This is a genomic window from Klebsiella sp. CN_Kp088 (assembly GCF_040064335.1).
Taxonomy (GTDB): Bacteria; Pseudomonadota; Gammaproteobacteria; order Enterobacterales; family Enterobacteriaceae; genus Klebsiella; species Klebsiella aerogenes.
Window position 1 is genome coordinate 231,504 of the sequence record NZ_JBEAIQ010000014.1, and the last position, 21,856, is coordinate 253,359.

A 21,856-nucleotide genomic window follows, 5' to 3' on the forward strand; every position below is an offset into this window, starting at 1 on the left:
TCACCTTCCAGCGTTTCAGAGCCAGCCCATGAGTTATCAGGTCTTAGCCCGTAAATGGCGCCCACAAACCTTTGCTGACGTCGTCGGCCAGGAACATGTGCTGACCGCACTGGCGAACGGCTTATCGTTAGGGCGCATCCATCACGCATATCTCTTTTCCGGTACCCGCGGAGTAGGGAAAACCTCCATCGCCCGTCTGTTGGCGAAGGGGTTAAACTGCGAAAGCGGTATTACCGCAACGCCGTGCGGCGTCTGCGATAACTGTCGCGAAATAGAACAAGGCCGCTTTGTCGATCTGATTGAGATCGATGCCGCCTCGCGCACCAAAGTGGAAGATACCCGCGATCTGCTGGACAACGTCCAGTACGCGCCGGCCCGCGGCCGCTTCAAGGTCTACCTGATCGATGAAGTGCATATGCTGTCGCGTCACAGCTTCAACGCGTTATTGAAAACGCTGGAGGAGCCGCCCGCGCACGTCAAATTCCTGCTGGCGACCACCGATCCGCAAAAGCTGCCGGTGACGATTTTGTCCCGCTGCCTGCAGTTCCACCTCAAGGCGCTGGATGTCGAACAGATCCGCCATCAGCTTGAACACATCCTTGGCGAAGAGCAGATCGCGTTTGAGCCGCGTGCGCTGCAGCTGCTGTCGCGCGCCGCGGATGGCAGCCTGCGCGATGCATTAAGCCTGACCGATCAGGCAATCGCCAGCGGCGATGGCCGCTTAACCGCGCAGTCCGTCAGCGAAATGCTCGGCACCCTCGACGACGATCAGGCGCTATCCTTGATAGAAGCGCTGGTGGCCGCCGACGGCGAGCGCGTGATGGCGGGCGTCAGCGACGCCGCCTCGCGCGGCGTTGAATGGGAAGCGCTGCTGGTGGAAATGCAAAGTCTGCTGCACCGTATCGCGATGGTTCAGCTCTCGCCATCGGCGCTGGGGGCGGATATGGCCGCCGTCGAGCTACGTATGCGCGAGCTGGCGCGTACCGTGCCGCCGGCCGACGTGCAGCTTTACTATCAGACGCTGCTGATTGGCCGCAAAGAGCTGCCTTATGCGCCAGACCGGCGTATGGGGGTTGAAATGACGCTGCTGCGCGCGCTGGCTTTCCATCCGCGCCAGCCGCTGCCGGAGCCGGAAGCGAAGCCCGTGCAGACCGCTGCGCCTGTGCCGCAGCAGCAAACAGCGCCGCCGGTCGCATCGGCTCCGCCGCCGCAGAATCTGCCGCAAAGCACCAGCCAGGTGCTGGCGGCGCGCAGTCGGCTGCAGCGAACCCCGGGAGCAACCACCCCAAAAAAGAGTGAACCGGCAGCCGCATCCCGCGCGCGGCCGGTGAATAACGCTGCGCTGGAACGACTGAGTTCGATTACCGAGCGCGTACAGGCTCGTCCGGCTGCGGCCGCGCTTGAGCAGGCCCCGGCGAAGAAAGAAGCCTATCGCTGGAAATCGACGGCCCCGATTGAAGAGACCCAGGTCGAGGTCGCCACGCCGAAAGCGCTGAAAAAAGCGCTGGAGCATGAAAAAACGCCGGAGCTGGCGGCGAAACTAGCCGTGGAAGCGGTTGAGCGCGATAGCTGGGCGGCGGAAGTGAGCCAGTTGGCGGTACCGAAACTGGTTGAACAGGTGGCGCTGAACGCGTGGAAAGAGCAGGACGGCAATCGCATATGTCTGCATTTACGCCCTAGTCAGCGGCATCTCAACTCCGCCGGCGCGCAGCAGAAACTTGCTGAAGCGCTGGGCGTGTTGTACGGTGCGCCGGTTGAATTGACCATCGTTGAAGATGATAATTCGGCGATGCGCACGCCGCTGGAGTGGCGACAGGCAATTTATGAAGAGAAGCTCGCGCAGGCGCGCGACGCGATTATTGCGGATAACAACATCCAGACCCTGCGACGATTCTTCGACGCCGATCTGGATGAAGAGAGTATCCGCCCCATTTGAACGCCAGTCTGACTGGCGTTCAGTACCTTAACGATGACTTACTGAGAGAGAAGCCTATGTTTGGTGGAAAAGGCGGTCTGGGTAACCTGATGAAACAGGCCCAGCAGATGCAAGACAAAATGCAGAAAATGCAGGAAGAGATCGCGCAGCTGGAAGTGACCGGTGAGTCCGGCGCGGGTCTGGTAAAAGTAACCATCAACGGCGCGCATAACTGCCGCCGTGTGGAAATCGACCCAAGCCTGCTGGAAGACGACAAAGAGATGCTGGAAGATCTGGTGGCTGCCGCATTCAATGACGCAGCGCGCCGTATTGAAGAGACCCAGAAAGAGAAAATGGCCTCTGTTTCTGCCGGCATGCAGCTGCCGCCAGGCTTCAAGATGCCGTTCTGATGCAAACCAGCCCGCTGTTAACTCAGCTTATGGAAGCGCTGCGCTGTCTGCCGGGCGTTGGCCCGAAGTCGGCGCAGCGCATGGCGTTTACGCTGCTGCAGCGCGATCGCAGCGGCGGTATGCGTCTGGCGCAGGCGCTAACGCGCGCGATGTCGGAAATCGGCCACTGCGCCGATTGCCGCACCTTCACCGAGCAGGAGGTGTGCAATATTTGCAGCAACCCGCGTCGCCAGGAAAACGGTCAGATCTGCGTGGTGGAGAGTCCAGCGGACATCTACGCCATTGAGCAGACCGGGCAGTATTCCGGCCGCTACTTCGTGCTGATGGGCCACCTGTCGCCGCTTGACGGTATCGGGCCGGATGACATCGGGCTTGACCGCCTCGAACAGCGCCTCGAAGCCGAGTCAATCAGCGAGTTGATCCTCGCCACCAACCCAACGGTTGAAGGCGAGGCGACGGCCAACTACATCGCTGAACTCTGCGCGCAGTATGGCGTTGATGCCAGCCGCATCGCCCACGGCGTACCGGTTGGCGGCGAGCTGGAAATGGTCGACGGCACCACGCTGTCGCACTCACTGGCCGGGCGCCACAAGATTATTTTCTGAACAAATGGAGGCGGCGTTCGCTGCCTCCGCTTGAAATTTCCCGCACCTATCCCCATCTCCTCCCCAACACGTTATTTCCATTAATAATAAATGGCATTGTTGAGGTCGACTTACATGAAAGGACAAGAAACCCGTGGTTTCCAGTCAGAAGTGAAACAGCTTCTGCACCTGATGATCCATTCTCTTTATTCCAACAAAGAAATCTTCCTGCGCGAGCTCATCTCCAACGCCTCGGATGCGGCGGATAAGCTGCGTTTCCGCGCGCTGTCCCAGCCGGATCTGTATGAAGGCGACGGCGAGCTGCGCGTACGCGTATCGTTTGATAAAGACAACCGCACGCTGACCATCGCTGATAACGGCATCGGGATGAACCGCGACGAGGTCATTGACCATCTCGGCACCATCGCCAAATCCGGCACCAAAGCGTTCCTCGAATCTATGGGTTCCGATCAGGCGAAAGATAGCCAGCTGATCGGCCAGTTCGGCGTCGGCTTCTATTCAGCCTTTATCGTTGCCGACAAAGTCACCGTGCGCACCCGCGCCGCGGGCGACAAGCCGGAAAACGGCGTGTTTTGGGAGTCCGCTGGCGAAGGCGAATATACTGTTGCCGATATCACTAAGGCCGATCGCGGAACCGAAATCACGTTGCATCTGCGTGAAGGCGAAGACGACTTCCTCAACGACTGGCGCGTGCGTTCGATCATTAGTAAATATTCTGACCATATCGCGCTGCCGGTTGAGATTGAAAAACGCGAAGAAGTGGACGGCGAAACCGTTATTTCGTGGGAAAAAATCAACAAGGCGCAGGCGCTGTGGACCCGCAGCAAATCTGAAGTCAGCGACGACGAATACAAAGAGTTCTATAAGCATATTGCCCATGATTTCAGCGATCCGCTGACCTGGAGCCACAACCGCGTCGAAGGTAAGCAGGAGTACACCAGCCTGCTGTATATTCCGTCACAGGCGCCGTGGGATATGTGGAACCGCGATCATAAACACGGCCTGAAGCTGTATGTGCAGCGCGTCTTCATCATGGATGACGCCGAGCAGTTTATGCCGAACTACCTGCGTTTCGTGCGCGGCCTGATAGATTCCAACGATTTGCCGCTGAACGTGTCGCGTGAAATCCTGCAGGATAGCAACGTCACCCGTAATCTGCGTACCGCGCTGACCAAACGCGTGCTGCAGATGCTGGAAAAGCTGGCGAAAGACGACGCCGAAAAATATCAGACCTTCTGGAAACAGTTTGGCCTGGTGCTGAAAGAAGGCCCGGCGGAAGATGCCTCCAACCAGCAAGCGATTGCTAAACTGCTGCGCTTCGCCACTACTCATACCGATTCTTCCGCGCAGACCGTGTCGCTGGAAGAGTACGTTTCGCGCATGAAAGAAGGGCAGGAGAAGATTTACTACATCACCGCCGACAGCTATGCGGCGGCGAAGAGCAGCCCGCACCTCGAGCTGCTGCGTAAAAAAGGTATCGAAGTTCTGCTGCTGTCCGATCGCATTGACGAGTGGATGATGAGCTACCTGACCGAGTTCGACGGCAAGGCGTTCCAGTCGGTTGCCAAAGCCGACGAGTCGCTGGAGAAACTGGCGGACGAAGTTGACGAATCCACCAAAGAAGCCGAAAAAGCGCTGGAGCCGTTCGTTGAGCGTGTGAAAGGCCTGCTGGGCGAGCGCGTGAAAGAGGTGCGTCTGACGCATCGTCTGACCGACACTCCGGCGATTGTCACCACTGATGCCGACGAAATGAGCACCCAGATGGCGAAGCTGTTCGCCGCTGCCGGTCAGGCGGCGCCGGAAGTGAAATACATCTTCGAGCTGAACCCGGCGCATCCGCTGGTGAAACGCGCCGCCGATACCCAGGACGACGCGCAGTTTGGCGAGTGGGTCGAACTGCTGCTGGATCAGGCGCTGCTGGCGGAACGCGGTACGCTGGAGGATCCTAACCAGTTCATCCGCCGTATGAATCAGCTGCTGGCATCCTGACGCGAACCTGAATGAGTAGCCCGGCCGAGCGACGCGACGCCGGGAACGGAATAAATGCCCCGTCTGAGTGATTTGCTCATACGGGGCATTTCACATTAGATTGCATAAAATATCTGACCATTAACCGTTTCAGCCGTACCGCCTTCCTTGAGCCATGGCCGTTCTGGTGGTATGGTTTAGCGTTTTTTGAAAAATTGAAACGACATTTGAGGGGATTTTCGTAATGCGTATTATTCTGCTTGGCGCTCCGGGCGCGGGTAAAGGAACTCAGGCTCAGTTCATCATGGAGAAATACGGTATTCCGCAAATCTCCACCGGCGACATGCTGCGCGCCGCGGTAAAATCCGGCTCCGAGCTCGGTAAACAAGCGAAAGACATTATGGACGCCGGCAAACTGGTTACCGATGAGCTGGTCATCGCGCTGGTGAAAGAGCGTATCGCCCAGGAAGATTGCCGTAACGGTTTCCTGCTGGACGGCTTCCCGCGCACTATCCCGCAGGCTGACGCTATGAAAGAAGCCGGCATCGCCGTTGACTACGTTCTGGAGTTCGCGGTACCGGACGAACTGATCGTCGATCGTATCGTGGGCCGCCGCGTACACGCCGCTTCCGGCCGCGTCTATCACATCAAATTCAACCCGCCGAAGGTTGAAGGTAAAGACGACGTGACCGGTGAAGAGCTGACCACCCGTAAAGACGATCAGGAAGAAACCGTACGCAAGCGCCTGGTGGAATACCATCAGATGACTGCGCCGCTGATCGGCTACTATCAGAAAGAAGCGCAGGCGGGTAACACCCAGTACGCGAAAGTCGACGGCACCAAAGCGGTGGCTGACGTGCGCGCCGATCTGGAAAAAATCCTCGGCTAATTAAGCCCTTTCTCATCCTGCTGCGGCAGGATGAGAACACCTCTCATTTCTACCTTTTGCTATGATTGGTTCCGTTTAACGCCATTTACGCTACAATTGTCAGCGATTCAAATGGTTAAGAGGCGGTAATGCATCAGACGAAAACAGGTATTTTGCTAGCCAATTTAGGCACTCCCGATGCGCCCACGCCCGATGCGGTGAAGCGCTATCTGCGACAATTTCTTAGCGACAAACGGGTAGTGGATACGCCTCGTCTGCTGTGGTGGCCGCTACTGCGCGGCATCATACTGCCGATTCGCGCTCCCCGCGTGGCGAAGCTCTATCAGTCTGTGTGGATGGCGGAAGGCTCGCCGTTGATGGTGTATAGCCGGCAACAGCAACAGGCGCTGGCGGCCAGGCTACCCGATGTTCCAGTAGCGCTGGGGATGAGCTATGGCTCGCCGTCGCTGGCAAGCGCGGTCGATGAGCTATTGGCCCAGGACGTTGACCATATCGTGGTATTGCCGCTGTATCCGCAATATTCGTGTTCTACCGTGGCGGCGGTATGGGATGAACTGGCGCGGATCCTCGCGAAAAAGCGCGCCATTCCGGGCGTTTCGTTTATCCGCGACTATGCCGACGACGCTGACTATATCCACGCGCTGGCGGCCAGCGTACGCGCTTCGTTCGCCGTTCACGGCGAACCGGATGTGCTGCTGCTCTCCTATCACGGTATTCCGCAACGCTACGCCCATGAGGGCGATGATTACCCGCAGCGCTGCCGGGTAACGACTCGCGAGCTGGTTTCAGTGCTCGGGCTGCCGCCGGAGCGGGTGATGATGACCTTCCAGTCGCGCTTTGGTCGCGAACCCTGGTTGACGCCATATACCGACGAAACGCTAAAAATGCTCGGCGAGAAGGGCACACAGCACGTACAGGTTATCTGTCCGGGCTTCTCCGCCGACTGTCTGGAAACGCTGGAAGAAATCGCGGTGCAGAACCGGGAAATTTTCCTTGAGGCCGGCGGTAAGCAATATGAGTATATTCCGGCGCTTAATGCCGATCCTGCACATATTGAGATGATGGTGAACCTGACCGCGTCGTATCGCTGATCGCGCGCGTGGCGGGGAATATGCTACTATTCCCCGCTTGTTCCCTGTCATTTAATCGCCACTATGAAATTTCCCGGTAAACGCAAATCTAAACACTATTTCCCCGTTAGCGCTCGCGATCCGCTGCTGCAACAAATTCAGCCAGAAAATGAGTCCAACGTCTCCTGGGTGGTTGGCATCGACCAGACGCTGGTGGATATCGAAGCGAAAGTGGATGAGGCGTTTATCGTACGCTACGGCCTGAGCGCCGGTCATTCGCTGGTAATTGAAGATGATGTCGCCGAAGCGTTGTATCAGGAACTGGTACGCGACGGCCTGATCACACATCAATTTGCCGGCGGCACCATTGGCAATACCATGCACAATTATTCGGTGCTGGCGGACGACCGCTCGGTGCTGCTCGGCGTGATGTGCAGCAACATTGAGATCGGCGGCTACGCTTATCGCTACTTGTGCAATACCTCCAGCCGTACTGACCTGAACTACCTGCAGGGCGTTGATGGCGCCATTGGCCGCTGTTTTACGCTGATTAGCGATAGCGGCGAACGTACCTTTGCCATCAGTCCTGGTCACATGAACAAGCTGCGTCCGGAAAGCATTCCGGAAGAGGTGATTGCCGGCGCTTCCGCGCTGGTGCTAACCTCCTACCTCGTGCGCTGTAAGCCGGGCGAGCCGATGCCGGACGCGACGATGAAAGCCATTGAGTATGCCAAAAAGCATGATGTGCCGGTGGTGCTGACGCTGGGAACGAAATACGTGATTGCTGACAACCCGCAATGGTGGCAGCAGTTCCTCAAGGAACACGTTTCGATTCTGGCGATGAATGAAGAAGAAGCGGAAGCGCTGACCGGTATCGCCGACCCTCTCACCGCGGCGGATAAAGCGCTGGACTGGGTCGACCTGGTGCTATGTACCGCAGGACCGGCGGGTCTCTATATGGCGAGCTTCACCGAAGAGGAAGCGAAGCGTAAAACGCAGCATCCGCTCCTGCCGGGGGCGATTGCCGAGTTCAACCAGTATGAATTCAGCCGCGCGATGCGCCATCAGGATTGCGTTAATCCGCTGCGTATCTATTCGCACATCGCGCCTTATATGGGCGGCCCGGAGAAGATCATGAACACCAACGGCGCAGGCGACGGCGCGCTGGCGGCGTTGTTGCATGATATCACCGCCAATAACTACCATCGTAATAACGTGCCGAATTCCAGCAAACATAAATGCAAATGGCTGACCTACTCATCGCTGGCGCAGGTGTGCAAATACGCCAACCGCGTCAGCTATCAGGTGCTGAATCAGCATTCGCCGCGTTTAACCCGCGGCCTGCCGGAGCGGGAAGATAGTCTGGAAGAGGCCTACTGGGACCGTTAATCCCGTGGATAAGAGTACGCCCCGCGAGCGGGGCGTCGGATCAACCGGTAACAATCTCGCCAGCCGGCGGCGTTTCCAGCAGACGTAACATCGCCCGCGCGATTTCGCGTTCCCCCATCACCACCTGATTGGCTCCGCGTTCGGTAATATAATCGACCTCATCGTCGTAATGGGCGCGGGCGATAATCTCAATGTTCGGGCATTTTTCCCGCGCTGAGGCGACAATTTCACCGGCTTCATAGCCGTTAGGGATGGTCAGCAGCAGCCAGCGGGCGCAGTCGAGATGCGCCAGATTCATGATCTCTTCGTTGGCGGCATTGCCCAACACGGCGCTGATGCCGCGCTCACGCAGCTCATCCACGCGGGTGCGGGAGGTTTCAATCACCACCAGCGGGATCCCCTGGGCCATCAGTTTCTCGCCAAGCAGGCTGCCGACGCGGCCAAAGCCGACCAGCAGCGCATGGTTGCAGATATCCACCGGCACCTGTTTTTCGTCTTCCAGCACCTCTTCCAGCGTCTGCTCGTCAAGGGTTTCGGTTTTATCGAGATATTTTTCCAGCAGGGTAAACAGCACCGGGTTAAGCATAATCGAAATTATCGCCCCAGCCAGCACCAGGTTCTGCCCGGCCTGCGGCAGCAGATCCAGCGCCATGCCGAGACCGGCAAGAATAAAAGCGAATTCCCCGATTTGCGCCAGGCTGGCGGCGATGGTCAGGGCGGTACGCGGCGAGTGACCGAACATACGTACCAGGAAGAAAGCGGCGGCGGATTTACCAAAGATGATAATCGCCAGCGTCGCCAGCACCGCCAGCGGCTGTTCGACCAGGATCATCGGGTCAAATAGCATCCCGACGGAGACAAAGAACAGCACCGCGAAGGCGTCGCGCAGCGGCAGCGTATCGTGAGCGGCGCGGTGGCTGAGTTCGGATTCGTTAAGCACCATCCCGGCGAAGAATGCGCCGAGGGCGAAGGAGACGTCGAACAGCTCAACGGCGCCGAAGGCGATGCCGAGCGCCAGCGCCAGTACCGACAGGGTAAATAGTTCGCGTGAGCCGGTTGCCGCGCTGCGCGACATGATCCACGGCACCAGACGGCGGCCCACCAGCATCATAATGGCGATAAAGGCGACGACTTTACCGATGGTAATGCCCATGTCGAGCGCCAGCGACGCCAGCCCAACATCGCCTTTTTCGACCATTCCGGCGATAGCGGGCAGCAGCACCAGCGTTAGTACCATCACTAAATCTTCAACGATCAGCCAGCCGATGGCGATTTGCCCACGCTGGCTATCAATAAGCTGCCGTTCCTCCAGCGCGCGCAGCAGCACCACGGTACTGGCGGTGGAAAGACACAGGCCAAAAACGATGCCGGTCATCAGCGACCAGCCGAGCAGGGAAGAGAGCGCCATCCCGAGCAGCGTCGCCACGGCTATCTGGGCGATGGCTCCGGGAATGGCTATCGACTTTACCGCCATGAGATCTTTCAGCGAAAAGTGCAGCCCGACGCCAAACATCAGCAAGATGACGCCAAGTTCGGCCAGTTCAGGCGCAAGCTTAGTATCCGCAACAAAACCAGGAGTAAATGGACCGGCCAGCACGCCCGCTAATAAATATCCTACCAGTGGTGAAATACGTAGCTTATTGGCAATCATGCCGAGGATAAAGGCGAGCACAAGGCCGCCGACAATGGTGGTGATTAGCGGTGTTGCGTGATGCATTCCGTCTCCTTGCGTGTGGTGAGCCGATCCATTTTCGCTACTTAAAGCAAAAAACCGATTAATAGTTTATGACACTTTTGCTCGTTTTGTTTATGAATAATTATTGAAATTTGCGAAAAATTGGAATTACGGCAGCAAAAAGCACAGACAGGAAAATGGCGACAGGTCATGGCGGCGTAATGCTGATGGGATAAGGGGTTGTGGCGGCCAAACTTTCACTTTGGCCGCCAGATACTCAGGCTTTTTGATGGTTATTAGGCAGGAATATCGTCAGAATGCCGAGAAGCGGCAGGAAAGCACAGATTTTATAAACCAGATCGATGCTGGTATGGTCGGCTAACAACCCCAACACCGCGGCGCCAAGGCCGCCCATGCCAAACGCGAAGCCGAAGAACAGGCCGGAAACCATACCGATTCTCCCCGGCAACAGCTCCTGGGCATAGACCAGGATAGCGGAAAAGGCTGATGCGAGGATAAAACCAATTATCACCGTCAGGATCCCGGTCCATTCCAGCGATGCGTACGGTAAAATAAGGGTAAATGGCGCCACGCCGAGGATAGAGCCCCAAATTACATATTTACGACCTATCTTATCGCCAACAGGCCCGCCAATCACCGTTCCTGCAGCCACTGCAAACAGGAAGGCGAACAAGTGAAGTTGGGCGTTTTGCACCGATAATCCGAATTTGTGTATCAGATAAAAGGTGTAATAGCTGCTAATGCTCGCCATGTAGAAGTATTTGGAGAAAATCAGCATTAACAGAATGCTGACGGCCAGGATGACCTTGTTACGCGGCAGCGGATTAACGATAACCGGCTTCGGTTTGCCTTTATTCATTCTGTGTTGCGCGGCATACCAGCGGCTGATTTGCGACAGCACGACGATCGCCAGCAGCGCGGCCAGCACGAACCAGGCGACGTTGCCTTTGCCGTAGGGGGCGATGATTACCGCCGCCAGTAGCGGCCCCAGCGAGCTGCCGAAGTTGCCGCCAACCTGGAACAGCGATTGCGCCAGGCCGTGACGGCCGCCGGAAGCCATCCGCGCCACGCGTGAGGACTCCGGATGGAAGACCGAAGAGCCGGTACCGACAAGCGCAGCGGCCAGCAGCACCATGCCGAAGCTGCCGGCCAGCGCTAACAGAATTAAGCCGCAGAGGGTGAAACACATCCCCACCGGTAATGACCACGGCATCGAGCGTTTATCGGTGATGTAACCAATCACCGGCTGGAATAGCGATGACGTCAGCTGGAAGGTGAGGGTGATCATGCCGATCTGCACGAAAGTTAACGAGAATTCCGCCTGCAGCAGCGGATAAATCGCCAGGATGAGCGACTGGATCATGTCGTTTAGCAGATGGGAAAGGCTGATTGCCCCCAGGATGCCAAATGAGGTGCGCGCTTTTTGCGGCGGCGCGCCGGTACCGGGTAAGGACTGAGCGGATTGGTTGGTTGTCATAGGTTCACTTCAGCGAGTTCTATTTGTTGTAGAGAATGCAGGTTGAATTATTATCCGACTAACATACCTGTCCCTAAGGTTTGAAGGAAGTCGCAATTCTGAAAACATATTTGTCAAAGCGGCTGACTCGCTATACTTTCGGCACTTGTTATTAAGTCAGGGAGTGAAACATGCATTATTTAAAACGCGGCGTAGCGCTGGCGTTATTCGCCGCCTTATCGCTGGGCAGCCTGTCAGCGCAGGCCTATGAGCAGGACAAAACCTATAAAATCACCATCCTGCACACTAACGACCACCACGGTCATTTCTGGCGCAACGACTATGGCGAATATGGCCTTGCGGCACAGAAGACGCTGGTGGACGGTATCCGCAAAGAGGTGGCGGCCGAAGGCGGTAGCATCCTGCTGCTGTCCGGCGGCGATATCAATACCGGGGTGCCGGAATCCGATTTACAGGATGCAGAACCTGATTTTCGCGGCATGAACCTGATTGGCTACGATGCCATGGCGGTTGGCAACCATGAGTTTGATAACCCGCTCAGCGTGCTGCGCCAGCAGGAGAAGTGGTCGAAGTTCCCTTTCCTGTCGGCCAATATCTATCAGAAAAGCACCGGCGAACGCCTGTTTAAACCCTGGGCGCTGTTTAAGCGCGGCGGGCTTAAAATTGCGGTGATTGGCTTAACGACCGACGATACGGCGAAAATCGGCAACCCGGAATATTTCACCGATATCGAATTCCGTAATCCGGCGGCAGAAGCCAAGCTGGTGATTCAGGAACTGCAGCAAAATGAAAAGCCGGACGTGATTCTGGCGACCACCCATATGGGCCACTATGACAACGGTAATCACGGCTCTAACGCGCCGGGCGACGTTGAAATGGCGCGGAGTTTACCAGCGGGATCGCTGGCGATGATCGTCGGCGGCCATTCGCAAGATCCGGTCTGCATGGCCTCGGAAAATAAAAAGCAGGTCGATTATATCCCCGGCACCCCGTGCGCGCCGGATCGCCAGAATGGCATCTGGATCGTGCAGGCTCACGAGTGGGGTAAATATGTCGGACGCGCCGATTTTGAATTCCGCAACGGGGAGATGAAGCTGGTGCACTATCAGCTGATCCCGGTCAACCTGAAGAAGAAAGTCACCTGGGATAACGGTCAGAGCGAGCGCGTATTGTATACGCCGCAAATTGCTGAAAACCCGCAGATGCTCTCGCTGTTAACGCCGTTCCAGAATAAAGGCAAGGCGCAGTTACAGGTGAAAATAGGCAGCGTCAACGGCCATCTTGAAGGCGATCGCAGCAAAGTTCGCTTCGTACAAACCAATATGGGGCGTCTGCTGCTGGCGGCGCAGATGGCGCGCAGCAATGCTGATTTCGCGGTGATGAGCGGCGGCGGTATTCGCGACTCTATCGAAGCGGGTGATATTACCTATAAAGACGTGATGAAAGTGCAGCCGTTCGGCAACGTGCTGACTTACGTCGATATGAGCGGTAAAGAGGTGACTGAGTACCTGACCGCCGTCGCGCAGATGAAGCCGGATTCCGGCGCTTATCCGCAGTTCGCCAACGTCAGTTTCGTTGCCAAAGATGGCAAGCTTAACGATCTGAAAATCAAAGGCGAACCGGTGGAACCGGCGAAAACTTACCGTATGGCGACGCTGAGCTTTAACGCCACCGGCGGTGACGGCTACCCGCACATCGATAATAAACCGGGATACGTCAATACCGGCTTTATCGATGCCGAGGTGCTGAAAGAGTACATCGAGAAGAACTCGCCGCTGGATGCGGCGGCTTACGAGCCGAAGGGCGAGGTCAGCTGGCAGTAAGCTATCGCTTAACGGATCCCGGATAAGGCGCGTGCGCCGCTATCCGGGATCCGGTCTCTCAATCGCGGCGGGCGATATCGGCGAACTTCGCGTCCAGAAGCTTCGCCAGATCGCTTGCCGCCAGTTCGATGTCGAGCCCGCGTTTGCCGCCGGAAATATAGATGGTGGCAAACTCCTGCGCCGGAGCATCAATCACCGTCGGCAGGCGCTTTTTCTGCCCCAGCGGGCTGATGCCGCCGACCAGGTATCCGGTGATCCGCTGTGCGACCATTGGGTCGGCCATATCTACCTTCTTGGCGCCCAGCGCTTTGGCCACTTTCTTCAAATCCAACTGTCCGGCAACCGGGGTGACGGCGACCGCCAGATGTTTCATATCGCCGTTAACGGCCACTAATAGCGTCTTGTAAACCTGATCCGCATTGAGCCCCAGCTTGCGAACCACTTCATCGCCAAAATTGGTCTCTTGAGGATCGTGTTCGTAGCTGTGGATCTGAAAGGTAATTTTGTTTTTTTCGAGTAATTTAACGGCGGGAGTCATAGTAATCCTTCTTACCAACCGACCTAACGTATGACCAGCATACGCGTGAGGGTTGTATAAAAAATAGTACCATCTTGCGCAATAGTATTGGCAGTGATGGTCACTTTGAGCGACAATCAGACGATCCGGGATGTATATCCCGGGATAATAATAATGATGAAATTCCTCTTTGACGGGCCAATAGCAATATTGGCCATTTTTTTACGTCAACATATCCGGCAGGTTCCCTTCGCCATACAGATGCAGCGCGCCGACGGCGACCACATAGCGCCCCGGCGGCAGAGCAAGCAGCGTGTCGCGCCAGGCTATGTTGCGCTGATGCATCAGTACATCATATAAAGACTGGCTGAAGGTCGTCGGCAGCGTTTCCGCGCCGCGCGACGGCGGTTGCTCCAGCCACCAGCCGATCATCACCTGCAGTAAACGGGCGTTGGTGCGCCAGTGGGTCAACGTATCTTCCAGCAGCGCCTTACCAGCGTCTGGTAGATTGCGCAGGAGCGCGATTTGGCTATCGGCGCCTTCCAGCTCCATCACCCTTATGTTGCTCTCGCGGGCAGCCATCAGCAACTGATAATCAATGCCGTAATCGGGCCGTAATCCCAGTTTTTGCGCCTGAGTGGCTTGTAGCACCATCGCCACCTGCCACAGCGGCTGGCTATCGAAAAGATCGACCGACAAACCCAGCTCGCCGGCGCGTGAGCGTAATTCTGCTAATTGCGTTTCGCTCAGACGTTCAGCCAGCGGGGGATAAGAGGGGAGATTACTGAAAGGCGTTTCATTACCGGTGATGTCCGCTTCGACGATTAAGGCGTCTGCCTGACGTATTTTTTTCAGTAGCTTAGCCGGCGGCGGCGCCATGTCGCGGGTGCCCATATGGATGCTGCCGACGAGGTGTAAATAACGTTCGCCGGGCAGGACGATATCCATTGCAGGCCAGGAATAAGACGAGCCGACGGCGGCTCGCCACAGCATTTTTATTCGGTTTAACAGGCCCATACGCGCTCCGAAGTGTGAGGCATTCATGCTAGCGCATCTGGTGGTGGCCGTCATCTTTCCCGCGGGTTTTTATTGTCGCCAGGAAAACGGGCGCTGAGTAACCTCAGCGCCCGTTTTCCTGTGATTACGCTAATCTTTCGGTTTAAAGCGCAGCAGGCGGTTAGCGTTACTCACCACGGTGATTGACGACAGCGCCATTGCCGCGCCGGCGACCACCGGGTTCAGCAGGGTACCGGTCAGCGGCCAGAGGATCCCGGCGGCAATCGGGATACCCAGCGAGTTATAAACAAACGCGCCCAGCAGGTTCTGTTTCATGTTGCGTAACGTCGCTTTCGAAATCGCTAAAGCATCGGCCACGCCGTTAAGGCTATGGCGCATCAGGGTGATCGCCGCAGTTTCAATAGCGACATCACTGCCACCGCCCATGGCGATACCGACATCCGCCTGCGCCAGCGCCGGGGCGTCGTTAATACCGTCGCCGACCATCGCCACTTTGTGCCCCTGGCTCTGCAGACGTTTAATGGCATCGGCTTTGCCGTCCGGCAGCACGCCGGCGATCACTTCATCAATGCCCGCTTCTTTGGCGATGGCATTGGCGGTAGTAGGGTTATCCCCGGTCAGCATCACCAGCCGGTAGCCCTGACGATGCAGGCGCGCCAGCGCGTCGATGCTATCTTCCCGTAACGGGTCGCGGATGGCGAACAGCGCAGCGGCCTGACCATCGATCGCCAGCAGCACCGGCGTGGCGCCGCGCGAGGCCTGTGCCGTCATCTCGCTTTCCAGTTCAGCGGTAGCGATATGCTGCTCGTTAAGCAGCGCCTGGTTGCCGAGCAGCAGTTGATGGCCTTCCGCTTCACCGCTGACGCCGAGCCCGCGCAGGGTACGGAAGCCGCTTACCTCCGGTAAAGTGCTGTCAGCGGCTTTATCGAGGATCGCCCGCGCCAGCGGATGGCTTGAACCCTGCTCGAGCGCGGCGGCAAGCCGCACGACAGTGGATTCATCAAAGCTGGCGAAGGTTTTCACGGCCACCACCTGCGGCTTGCCTTCGGTCAGGGTACCGGTTTTATCAAACACCAGGGTATCGAGCTCGCTGGCGCGCTGCAGAGCATCGGCGTCACGCACCAGCACGCCGTATTCTGCCGCCCGGCCGACGCCGGAAATAATCGACATCGGCGTCGCCAGGCCCAATGCGCATGGACAGGCGATAATCAGTACCGTGGTGGCAATGACCAGGGTATAGACGATTTGCGGCGCCGGGCCGAAGAAGTACCAGATAGCGGCGCTAATCAGCGCAATGGCTACCACTGCCGGAACAAATACCGCCGAGATTTTATCTGCCAGTTGGCCAATTTCCGGTTTGCTACTTTGCGCCTGGCGCACCATGCGAATAATCCGCGCCAGCGTGGTCTGGCTGCCGACGGCGCTGGCGGTAAACAGCACGCTGCCGTCCTGCACCACGGTACCGGCATGAATGGCGTCGCCATCGCCTTTTTGCTGCGGTACCGGTTCGCCGGTGAGCATGGCTTCATCAAACCAGGCTTCGCCCTGGCTTATCACGCCGTCAACCGGAACGCGATCGCCAGTGGTCAGGCGCAGGGTCATGCCGGCCTGGACTTCGGCGAGCGGCAGATCTTTCTCGCCTTCAGCCGTCACGACGCGTGCCGAAGGCGGCGTCAGGTCGAGCAGTTTTTCCAGCGCTTTCGAGGAGCGCTGGCGCGCGCGGGCCTCCAGCATATGGCCGAGGTTAATCAGACCGATAATCATCGCGCTGGCTTCGTAATACAGGTGGCGCGCTTCCATCGGAAACCACTGCGGCCACAGGTTGACGCTCATTGAATATAGCCAGGCGACGCCCGTTCCCAGGGCGACCAGCGTATCCATGGTGGCGGTACCGTTTTTCAGGCTTTTCCAGGCGCTGCGGTAGAAGTGACCGCCGGCGAAGACCATCACCGCGAGGGTGACAAGGCCGATGACCAGCCACAGCGATCGATTGTCGTCGCTGACCATCATGTTATCGCCGATCATGCCCCAGACCATAACCGGTACGCCGACCAGCAGGGCGACAATCGCCTGCCAGCGAAAACGTTTCATGGTGGCGATGGCGGTTTCCTGCTGCCGTTCGCGGCGTTCCAGATCGTCTTCGATCGCCTCCGCGCCGTAGCCGGCTTTTTCCACCGCCTGCACTAATTCTGCGGCGGACGCACTGCCCATCACCAGCGCCGTGCGTTCCGCCAGGTTTACCCGCGCCTGTGAGACTCCCGGCACCGCGGCAAGCGCGTTTTGTACCCGGGAAACGCAGCTGGCGCAGCTCATGCCGTTGATCAGCAGCTGTTGACTGTCATCCTCGTCATGGGCTGCCGGAAGCTCAGGAGTGGCCGCTGTCAGTGCTTCCGACGGGATTGATGATTCTGCCAGCGGTTTAGCCTTTGGGTGGCTGAGCTCCGCGCCGTATCCGGCTTGTTTTATGGTCTCAATCAGGGCTTCAGCGCTGGCGCTACCCGTGACGTGGGCTTCGGTAACGGTTACATCAGCCTGTTCAACGTCGGGACGTTGTTCGAGGCTCTCTTTCACGCGTTTAACGCAGTGGCCGCAGGAGAGGCCGTCAAGCGTCAGGTCGATAGTGTTAGACATAAAAAACTCCTGAATAATTTCCGGTTAATGATTGACCGAACACACTCTTTCATCGAGTATTAAGAAGGTTAAACCTTCCAGCAAGGGGAAGGTCAAGGGGGAAAAATGAATATTAGCGATGTGGCGAAAAAAACCGGTTTAACCAGCAAAGCGATTCGTTTTTACGAAGAGAAAGGGCTGGTGACGGCGCCGCTGCGCAGCGATAACGGCTACCGTACCTACACTCAGAAGCACCTTGATGAACTGACGCTGCTGCGTCAGGCGCGGCAGGTGGGATTTAACCTGGAAGAGTGCCGCGAGCTGGTGACGTTATTCAAAGATCCGTCGCGGCACAGCGCCGATGTGAAAAAACGAACGCTGGAGAAAGTCGCGGATATTGAGAACCATATCCGCGAGTTGCAAAACATGCGTGCGCATCTGCTGGCGCTGGCGGACGCCTGCCCCGGCGATGAGAGCGCGGATTGCCCGATTATTGATAATCTTTCCGGCTGTTGTCACCGCAAAGCGCAGGCTTAGCGGACGGCGGCTCTTATCCGCAAGGTAATCCCTTCGACGGCGACTACTTCAACCTTGCTGCCCGCCGCGAGGTCTTCATCGGCAAGCACCGGCCAGGAGCTGTCGCCGACGCGGACGTGGCCGCGGCCGTTTTCAAGCGCGCTGTCGAGAGTAAAACGGCGGCCAACCAGCTGCTGGCCGCGCTGGTTAAGCTGCGCGTCGGCGGGGCGCTGCTGCCTCATGCGTTTACGCAGCCATTTTGACCACAGCCACGCCGCCAGCAGGGTAAGGACGGCAAACAGCGTCCCTTGCCATTCCCAACTGAGCGGAATAGCCCATATTAGCAGGCCGGTGACGACGCCAGCTACGCCGCTCCACAGCAGGTAGCCGTTGCTGCCGAGCATCTCTGCCGCCAGCAACAGCCCGCCAAGGGTCAGCCAGAAAATATGCGGATGGGCGAGGATCAGGGCGATCATGATTTTTTCCGCTCGGCGCTACTCTCTTTCAGCAGTTCGCCGATCCCGGCTATCGAGCCCATCAGGCTGCTGGCATCCAGCGGCATCAACACCACTTTGCTGTTGTTGGCGGCGCCAATCTGCTGCAGCGCGTCGGTATATTTCTGCGCCACGAAGTAGTTAATCGCCTGAATGTCCCCTGAAGCAATCGCCGATGACACCATCTGGGTGGCGCGGGCTTCCGCTTCGGCGGAACGTTCGCGGGCTTCCGCCTGCAGGAAGGCAGACTGACGTTCGCCTTCGGCTTTGAGGATCTGCGACTGCTTTTCGCCTTCGGCCTTGAGAATTTCCGCCTGGCGCACCCCTTCAGCCTCAAGGATATAGGCGCGTTTGGTTCGCTCGGCTTTCATCTGGGCGTTCATCGAGGAGATAAGCTCCGCCGGCGGGCGAACGTCACGGATTTCGACGCGGGTGATTTTCACCCCCCACGGATTGGTGGCGTCGTCGACGATATGCAGCAGGCGGGTGTTAATGCTATCGCGCTGGGAGAGCATTTCATCCAGCTCCATTGAGCCGAGTACGGTACGAATATTGGTCATCGTCAGATTGACGATCGCCAGCTCAAGATTGCTGACTTCATAGGCGGCTTTTGGCGCATCGATCACCTGAATGAAGCAGACGGCGTCAATAGTGACGTTGGCGTTATCACGAGAGATGACTTCCTGCGAAGGGATATCCAGCACCTGCTCCATCATGTTCACTTTACGGCCGATGCGGTCCATAAACGGCACCACTAAACTTAAACCCGGCTGCAGCGTCTGCGTGTAGCGGCCAAAGCGTTCGACGGTCCATTGATATCCCTGCGGCACGATTTTTACTGCCGCCCCCACAATGACCAGTGCGACAAAAATAAGAACGGGGATAAAAATCAGCATCAAAAACCTCCTGTCTTGTTGCCTGATGGGCGCCGCAGCGAAATGGCGCATGTTTAAACAGAGTATAACTTTCTCCTTGTTCCGGTGAAAGAAAACTGGAGTAAACTGTCTGGGTTTTAGGAAATAAACTGGACATATAATGAAGGAAAATAACGCGATTTTGCGCCTCGAGGGCGTCGGTTTTAAAACCGACGACGCGGTCATCCTGAATAATATCGATCTCCGGATTGCGGCCGGGGAATTTAAGTTGATTACCGGGCCATCCGGATGCGGCAAAAGTACGCTGCTGAAAATTATCGCCTCGCTGCTGAGCCCGACCAGCGGAGAGATTTTTTTCAACGATAAAGATATCGCCACGCTGTCGCCGGAAAACTATCGCCAGCAGGTTTGTTATTGCGCGCAAACCCCGGCGCTATTTGGCGATTCGGTCTATGACAACCTGGTCTTCCCATGGCAGATCCGCAACAAACAGCCGGATCCTAAAGCGCTGGTTGCCGATCTCGAACGCTTCGGGCTGGCGGATAATACGCTGGAGAAATCCATTAATGAGCTTTCTGGCGGTGAAAAACAGCGGGTCTCGCTCATTCGTAATTTGCAGTTTCTACCGCAGGTTCTGCTGCTTGATGAAATTACCAGCGCGCTGGATGAAAGTAATAAGCGCAACGTTAACGAGATTATTCATCGCTACGCGACGGAAAAAGGGGTGGCCATTCTGTGGGTCACTCACGACCAGAACGAAATTGCCCATGCTGATGAAGTGATCACGCTACAGCCTGCCGGTGGGAAAATGCAGGAGGTAAAAAATGAACGGGCATAATATTACTAACGAATCGCTGGCGCTCTCGATGGTGCTGGTGCTGGTGGCAATCGTCGTCAGCTATCGGGAAAAATTGGCGCTGGAAAAAGATATCATCTGGAGTATTTGCCGGGCGATAGTGCAATTGATTATCGTCGGCTACGTGCTGAAATATATCTTTAACGTCAATCATGCGGTGTTGACGCTATTGATGGTGCTGTTTATCTGCTTTAACGCGGCGTGGAATGCGAAGAAGCGCAGTAAATATATCGATAAAGCTTTTGTTTCATCGTTTATCGCTATTACCACCGGCGCCGGACTAACCCTGGCGGTGCTGGTCTTCTCGGGGTCGATCGCCTTTGTGCCGATGCAGGTTATTCCGATTGCCGGCATGGTGGCCGGTAACGCCATGGTGGCGGTAGGGCTGTGCTACAACAATATGGGCCAGCGTTTTAACAGCGAGCAGCAGCAGATTCAGGAGAAGCTAAGTCTTGGCGCGACGCCGAAGATGGCCTCCGCGCGGCTGATCCGCGATAGCATACGCGCATCGTTGATTCCCACGGTAGATTCGGCGAAAACGGTCGGGCTGGTGAGTTTGCCGGGCATGATGTCGGGGTTGATTTTCGCCGGGATAGATCCGGTGAAGGCGATTAAGTATCAGATTATGGTCACGTTTATGTTGCTATCGACCGCCAGCCTGTCGACGATTATCGCCGGCTATCTGACCTACCGGAAGTTCTTCAATGCCCGCCATCAATTGGTTGTGACGCAGTTGAAAAAGCGCCCGTAAGTATTCCCGGGTAGCGGCTTACGCCTTACCCGGGCTACCACGGCGTAATCTGTAGCCCGGATAAGCGTAGCGCTATCCGGATCAGCGCCTCTGATTAATACAGCAATGAATACAGCTGGCGGCGGTATTTCGCCGCCAGGGCGTCGCCGGTGCCGAGCGCCGCGAGGATCTCCTGCAGCATTTTGCGCACCTGGCCATCGCCGGCGCCTAAATCTTTTTGCAGATGCGTGAACAGCAGCGCCAGCGCTTCTTCGTTGCGCCCAACCTGGTGCAGCTGCAACGCCAGCTGAGACGCCAGCGCCGCGTCGTCCGGGTTCTGCTCGACCTGCTGCTGCAGTTGCTGGATTTCCGGGGTATCAGCCGCTTGTTTAAGCAGTTCAATCTGCGCCACCAGCCCCTGATAACGGGTGTCCTGATCCTGCAGCGGCACGGTTTTCAGCACGCTTTCAGCTTCATCGGAACGCTGCAGGGCAATTAGCGTTTCCGCCAGCAGCAGGCCAATCTGGCTATCCTGGTTAGACAACTGCCAGGCGTCTTTCAGTAGCGGCAGCGCGTCGGCGTATTTTTCTTCCTGCATCAGCGCCAGCGCTTCCTGCGCTTTCAATTCTTCTTCGCGCGGCAGCACTTTATCCAGCAGGGCGCGGATGGCCTCTTCCGGCTGCGGGCCTTCAAAACCATCTACCGGCTGGCCGTTCTGGAAAAGATACACCGTTGGGATCGCGCGCAGACCAAACTGCGAAGCCAGCATTTGCTCCGCGTCGCAATCTACTTTCGCCAGCGTAAACTGACCGTGGTATTGGGCGGCCAGGCGCTCAAGCACCGGCGTCAGCTGTTCGCAGTGCTGGCTGCGGGCGGACCAGAAATAAAACAGCACCGGCGCGTTCATGGATTGCTGCAGCGTCTGCTGCAGGTTGGCTTCGGTAATATTGACAATATTCTGTTCGGACATGGGCGTATCTCGTTAGTCGATTTCTGTTT

General features: G+C 57.0%; 19 protein-coding genes and 1 other annotated feature. Of the genes, 11 read left to right on the plus strand and 8 right to left on the minus strand.

Going from position 1 to position 21,856, the window contains the following annotated elements:
- The first annotated feature begins 28 nt into the window (after positions 1–28).
- From dnaX to ABLV08_RS04715, 7 genes are all read left to right on the plus strand, one after another.
- The gene (gene dnaX, locus ABLV08_RS04685; protein ID WP_125991637.1) at positions 29–1,936 is read left to right on the plus strand and encodes a DNA polymerase III subunit gamma/tau; all 1,908 of its coding nucleotides are present in this window, start codon (positions 29–31) and stop codon (positions 1,934–1,936) included.
- Positions 1,269–1,333 (plus strand) — a sequence feature (DnaX frameshifting element). Its footprint overlaps the gene before it by 65 nt.
- Positions 1,937–1,992: 56 nt before the next feature.
- Positions 1,993–2,325, plus strand: a complete 333-nt coding sequence (locus ABLV08_RS04690; RefSeq protein WP_008805448.1) for a YbaB/EbfC family nucleoid-associated protein — start codon at positions 1,993–1,995, stop codon at positions 2,323–2,325.
- The gene (gene recR / locus ABLV08_RS04695) at positions 2,325–2,930 is read left to right on the plus strand and encodes a recombination mediator RecR (protein ID WP_015367906.1); all 606 of its coding nucleotides are present in this window, start codon (positions 2,325–2,327) and stop codon (positions 2,928–2,930) included. The genes ABLV08_RS04690 and recR overlap by 1 nt, the downstream gene beginning before the upstream one ends.
- 114 nt (positions 2,931–3,044) lie before the next feature.
- A complete protein-coding gene (htpG, locus tag ABLV08_RS04700) occupies positions 3,045–4,919 on the plus strand; it encodes a molecular chaperone HtpG (RefSeq protein ID WP_015367905.1) in 1,875 nt (624 codons plus the stop codon).
- A 223-nt stretch (positions 4,920–5,142) separates the two neighbouring features.
- Complete coding sequence (gene adk, locus ABLV08_RS04705; RefSeq protein WP_015367904.1) at positions 5,143–5,787, plus strand: adenylate kinase; 645 nt, start codon at positions 5,143–5,145, stop codon at positions 5,785–5,787.
- 128 nt (positions 5,788–5,915) lie between these two features.
- Entirely contained in the window at positions 5,916–6,878 is a 963-nt protein-coding gene (gene hemH / locus ABLV08_RS04710) for a ferrochelatase (RefSeq protein ID WP_015367903.1), read from the plus strand.
- Positions 6,879–6,941: 63 nt separating this feature from the next.
- Complete coding sequence (locus tag ABLV08_RS04715) at positions 6,942–8,246, plus strand: inosine/guanosine kinase (protein ID WP_015367902.1); 1,305 nt, start codon at positions 6,942–6,944, stop codon at positions 8,244–8,246.
- 40 nt (positions 8,247–8,286) lie between these two features.
- On the opposite strand, the gene ybaL is transcribed toward ABLV08_RS04715, so the two are convergent.
- Together ybaL and ABLV08_RS04725 are read right to left on the minus strand one after the other, a co-directional pair.
- Positions 8,287–9,963: a YbaL family putative K(+) efflux transporter gene (gene ybaL, locus ABLV08_RS04720; RefSeq protein WP_015367901.1), complete on the minus strand. Its 1,677-nt coding sequence runs from the start codon at positions 9,961–9,963 to the stop codon at positions 8,287–8,289.
- Between the two features lie 235 nt (positions 9,964–10,198).
- Positions 10,199–11,419 (minus strand): MFS transporter, encoded by a 1,221-nt coding sequence (locus ABLV08_RS04725; RefSeq protein WP_015367899.1) that lies wholly within the window; start codon positions 11,417–11,419, stop codon positions 10,199–10,201.
- Between the two features lie 170 nt (positions 11,420–11,589).
- Between ABLV08_RS04725 and ushA the strand changes: the two genes are divergently transcribed.
- Positions 11,590–13,242 carry a bifunctional UDP-sugar hydrolase/5'-nucleotidase UshA gene (gene ushA / locus ABLV08_RS04730; RefSeq protein ID WP_045388544.1) on the plus strand — a complete coding sequence of 551 codons (1,653 nt, stop codon included), beginning with the start codon at positions 11,590–11,592 and terminating at the stop codon, positions 13,240–13,242.
- A 58-nt stretch (positions 13,243–13,300) separates the two neighbouring features.
- On the opposite strand, the gene ybaK is transcribed toward ushA, so the two are convergent.
- The 3 genes from ybaK to copA form a co-directional block, all read right to left on the minus strand.
- The gene (gene ybaK / locus ABLV08_RS04735; protein ID WP_015367897.1) at positions 13,301–13,780 is read right to left on the minus strand and encodes a Cys-tRNA(Pro)/Cys-tRNA(Cys) deacylase YbaK; all 480 of its coding nucleotides are present in this window, start codon (positions 13,778–13,780) and stop codon (positions 13,301–13,303) included.
- 201 nt (positions 13,781–13,981) lie between these two features.
- Positions 13,982–14,776, minus strand: a complete 795-nt coding sequence (locus ABLV08_RS04740) for a TraB/GumN family protein (RefSeq protein WP_015367896.1) — start codon at positions 14,774–14,776, stop codon at positions 13,982–13,984.
- A gap of 129 nt (positions 14,777–14,905) precedes the next feature.
- The gene (copA, locus tag ABLV08_RS04745; RefSeq protein WP_348855610.1) at positions 14,906–17,407 is read right to left on the minus strand and encodes a copper-exporting P-type ATPase CopA; all 2,502 of its coding nucleotides are present in this window, start codon (positions 17,405–17,407) and stop codon (positions 14,906–14,908) included.
- Between the two features lie 105 nt (positions 17,408–17,512).
- On the opposite strand from copA, the gene cueR reads away from it, so the two are divergent.
- The gene (cueR, locus tag ABLV08_RS04750) at positions 17,513–17,923 is read left to right on the plus strand and encodes a Cu(I)-responsive transcriptional regulator (protein ID WP_348855611.1); all 411 of its coding nucleotides are present in this window, start codon (positions 17,513–17,515) and stop codon (positions 17,921–17,923) included.
- On the opposite strand, the gene ABLV08_RS04755 is transcribed toward cueR, so the two are convergent.
- Both ABLV08_RS04755 and ABLV08_RS04760 read right to left on the minus strand, forming a co-directional pair.
- Positions 17,920–18,378, minus strand: coding sequence for an NfeD family protein (locus tag ABLV08_RS04755; RefSeq protein ID WP_348855612.1), 459 nt, complete (start codon positions 18,376–18,378; stop codon positions 17,920–17,922). The two genes, cueR and ABLV08_RS04755, sit on opposite strands and share 4 nt — an antisense overlap.
- Positions 18,375–19,292, minus strand: coding sequence for an SPFH domain-containing protein (locus ABLV08_RS04760; protein WP_020079443.1), 918 nt, complete (start codon positions 19,290–19,292; stop codon positions 18,375–18,377). The genes ABLV08_RS04755 and ABLV08_RS04760 overlap by 4 nt, the downstream gene beginning before the upstream one ends.
- Before the next feature lie 139 nt (positions 19,293–19,431).
- On the opposite strand from ABLV08_RS04760, the gene fetA reads away from it, so the two are divergent.
- The gene (fetA, locus tag ABLV08_RS04765) at positions 19,432–20,109 is read left to right on the plus strand and encodes an iron ABC transporter ATP-binding protein FetA (protein ID WP_348855613.1); all 678 of its coding nucleotides are present in this window, start codon (positions 19,432–19,434) and stop codon (positions 20,107–20,109) included.
- Positions 20,096–20,878, plus strand: coding sequence for an iron export ABC transporter permease subunit FetB (fetB, locus tag ABLV08_RS04770; protein ID WP_015367890.1), 783 nt, complete (start codon positions 20,096–20,098; stop codon positions 20,876–20,878). The genes fetA and fetB overlap by 14 nt, the downstream gene beginning before the upstream one ends.
- Positions 20,879–20,972: 94 nt before the next feature.
- Here fetB and ABLV08_RS04775 read toward each other — a convergent pair whose 3' ends face one another.
- Positions 20,973–21,827, minus strand: coding sequence for a co-chaperone YbbN (locus ABLV08_RS04775; protein WP_015367889.1), 855 nt, complete (start codon positions 21,825–21,827; stop codon positions 20,973–20,975).
- Positions 21,828–21,856: the final 29 nt, after the last annotated feature.

What these genes read in the sequence shown, in the direction of transcription:
- dnaX (WP_125991637.1), top strand. Translation starts at nt 29, where the DNA reads ATGAGTTATCAGGTCTTAGCCCGTAAATGGCGCCCACAAACCTTTGCT.
- ABLV08_RS04690 (WP_008805448.1), top strand. Translation starts at nt 1,993, where the DNA reads ATGTTTGGTGGAAAAGGCGGTCTGGGTAACCTGATGAAACAGGCCCAG.
- recR (WP_015367906.1), top strand. Translation starts at nt 2,325, where the DNA reads ATGCAAACCAGCCCGCTGTTAACTCAGCTTATGGAAGCGCTGCGCTGT.
- htpG (WP_015367905.1), top strand. Translation starts at nt 3,045, where the DNA reads ATGAAAGGACAAGAAACCCGTGGTTTCCAGTCAGAAGTGAAACAGCTT.
- adk (WP_015367904.1), top strand. Translation starts at nt 5,143, where the DNA reads ATGCGTATTATTCTGCTTGGCGCTCCGGGCGCGGGTAAAGGAACTCAG.
- hemH (WP_015367903.1), top strand. Translation starts at nt 5,916, where the DNA reads ATGCATCAGACGAAAACAGGTATTTTGCTAGCCAATTTAGGCACTCCC.
- ABLV08_RS04715 (WP_015367902.1), top strand. Translation starts at nt 6,942, where the DNA reads ATGAAATTTCCCGGTAAACGCAAATCTAAACACTATTTCCCCGTTAGC.
- ybaL (WP_015367901.1), bottom strand. Translation starts at nt 9,963, where the DNA reads ATGCATCACGCAACACCGCTAATCACCACCATTGTCGGCGGCCTTGTG.
- ABLV08_RS04725 (WP_015367899.1), bottom strand. Translation starts at nt 11,419, where the DNA reads ATGACAACCAACCAATCCGCTCAGTCCTTACCCGGTACCGGCGCGCCG.
- ushA (WP_045388544.1), top strand. Translation starts at nt 11,590, where the DNA reads ATGCATTATTTAAAACGCGGCGTAGCGCTGGCGTTATTCGCCGCCTTA.
- ybaK (WP_015367897.1), bottom strand. Translation starts at nt 13,780, where the DNA reads ATGACTCCCGCCGTTAAATTACTCGAAAAAAACAAAATTACCTTTCAG.
- ABLV08_RS04740 (WP_015367896.1), bottom strand. Translation starts at nt 14,776, where the DNA reads ATGGGCCTGTTAAACCGAATAAAAATGCTGTGGCGAGCCGCCGTCGGC.
- copA (WP_348855610.1), bottom strand. Translation starts at nt 17,407, where the DNA reads ATGTCTAACACTATCGACCTGACGCTTGACGGCCTCTCCTGCGGCCAC.
- cueR (WP_348855611.1), top strand. Translation starts at nt 17,513, where the DNA reads ATGAATATTAGCGATGTGGCGAAAAAAACCGGTTTAACCAGCAAAGCG.
- ABLV08_RS04755 (WP_348855612.1), bottom strand. Translation starts at nt 18,378, where the DNA reads ATGATCGCCCTGATCCTCGCCCATCCGCATATTTTCTGGCTGACCCTT.
- ABLV08_RS04760 (WP_020079443.1), bottom strand. Translation starts at nt 19,292, where the DNA reads ATGCTGATTTTTATCCCCGTTCTTATTTTTGTCGCACTGGTCATTGTG.
- fetA (WP_348855613.1), top strand. Translation starts at nt 19,432, where the DNA reads ATGAAGGAAAATAACGCGATTTTGCGCCTCGAGGGCGTCGGTTTTAAA.
- fetB (WP_015367890.1), top strand. Translation starts at nt 20,096, where the DNA reads ATGAACGGGCATAATATTACTAACGAATCGCTGGCGCTCTCGATGGTG.
- ABLV08_RS04775 (WP_015367889.1), bottom strand. Translation starts at nt 21,827, where the DNA reads ATGTCCGAACAGAATATTGTCAATATTACCGAAGCCAACCTGCAGCAG.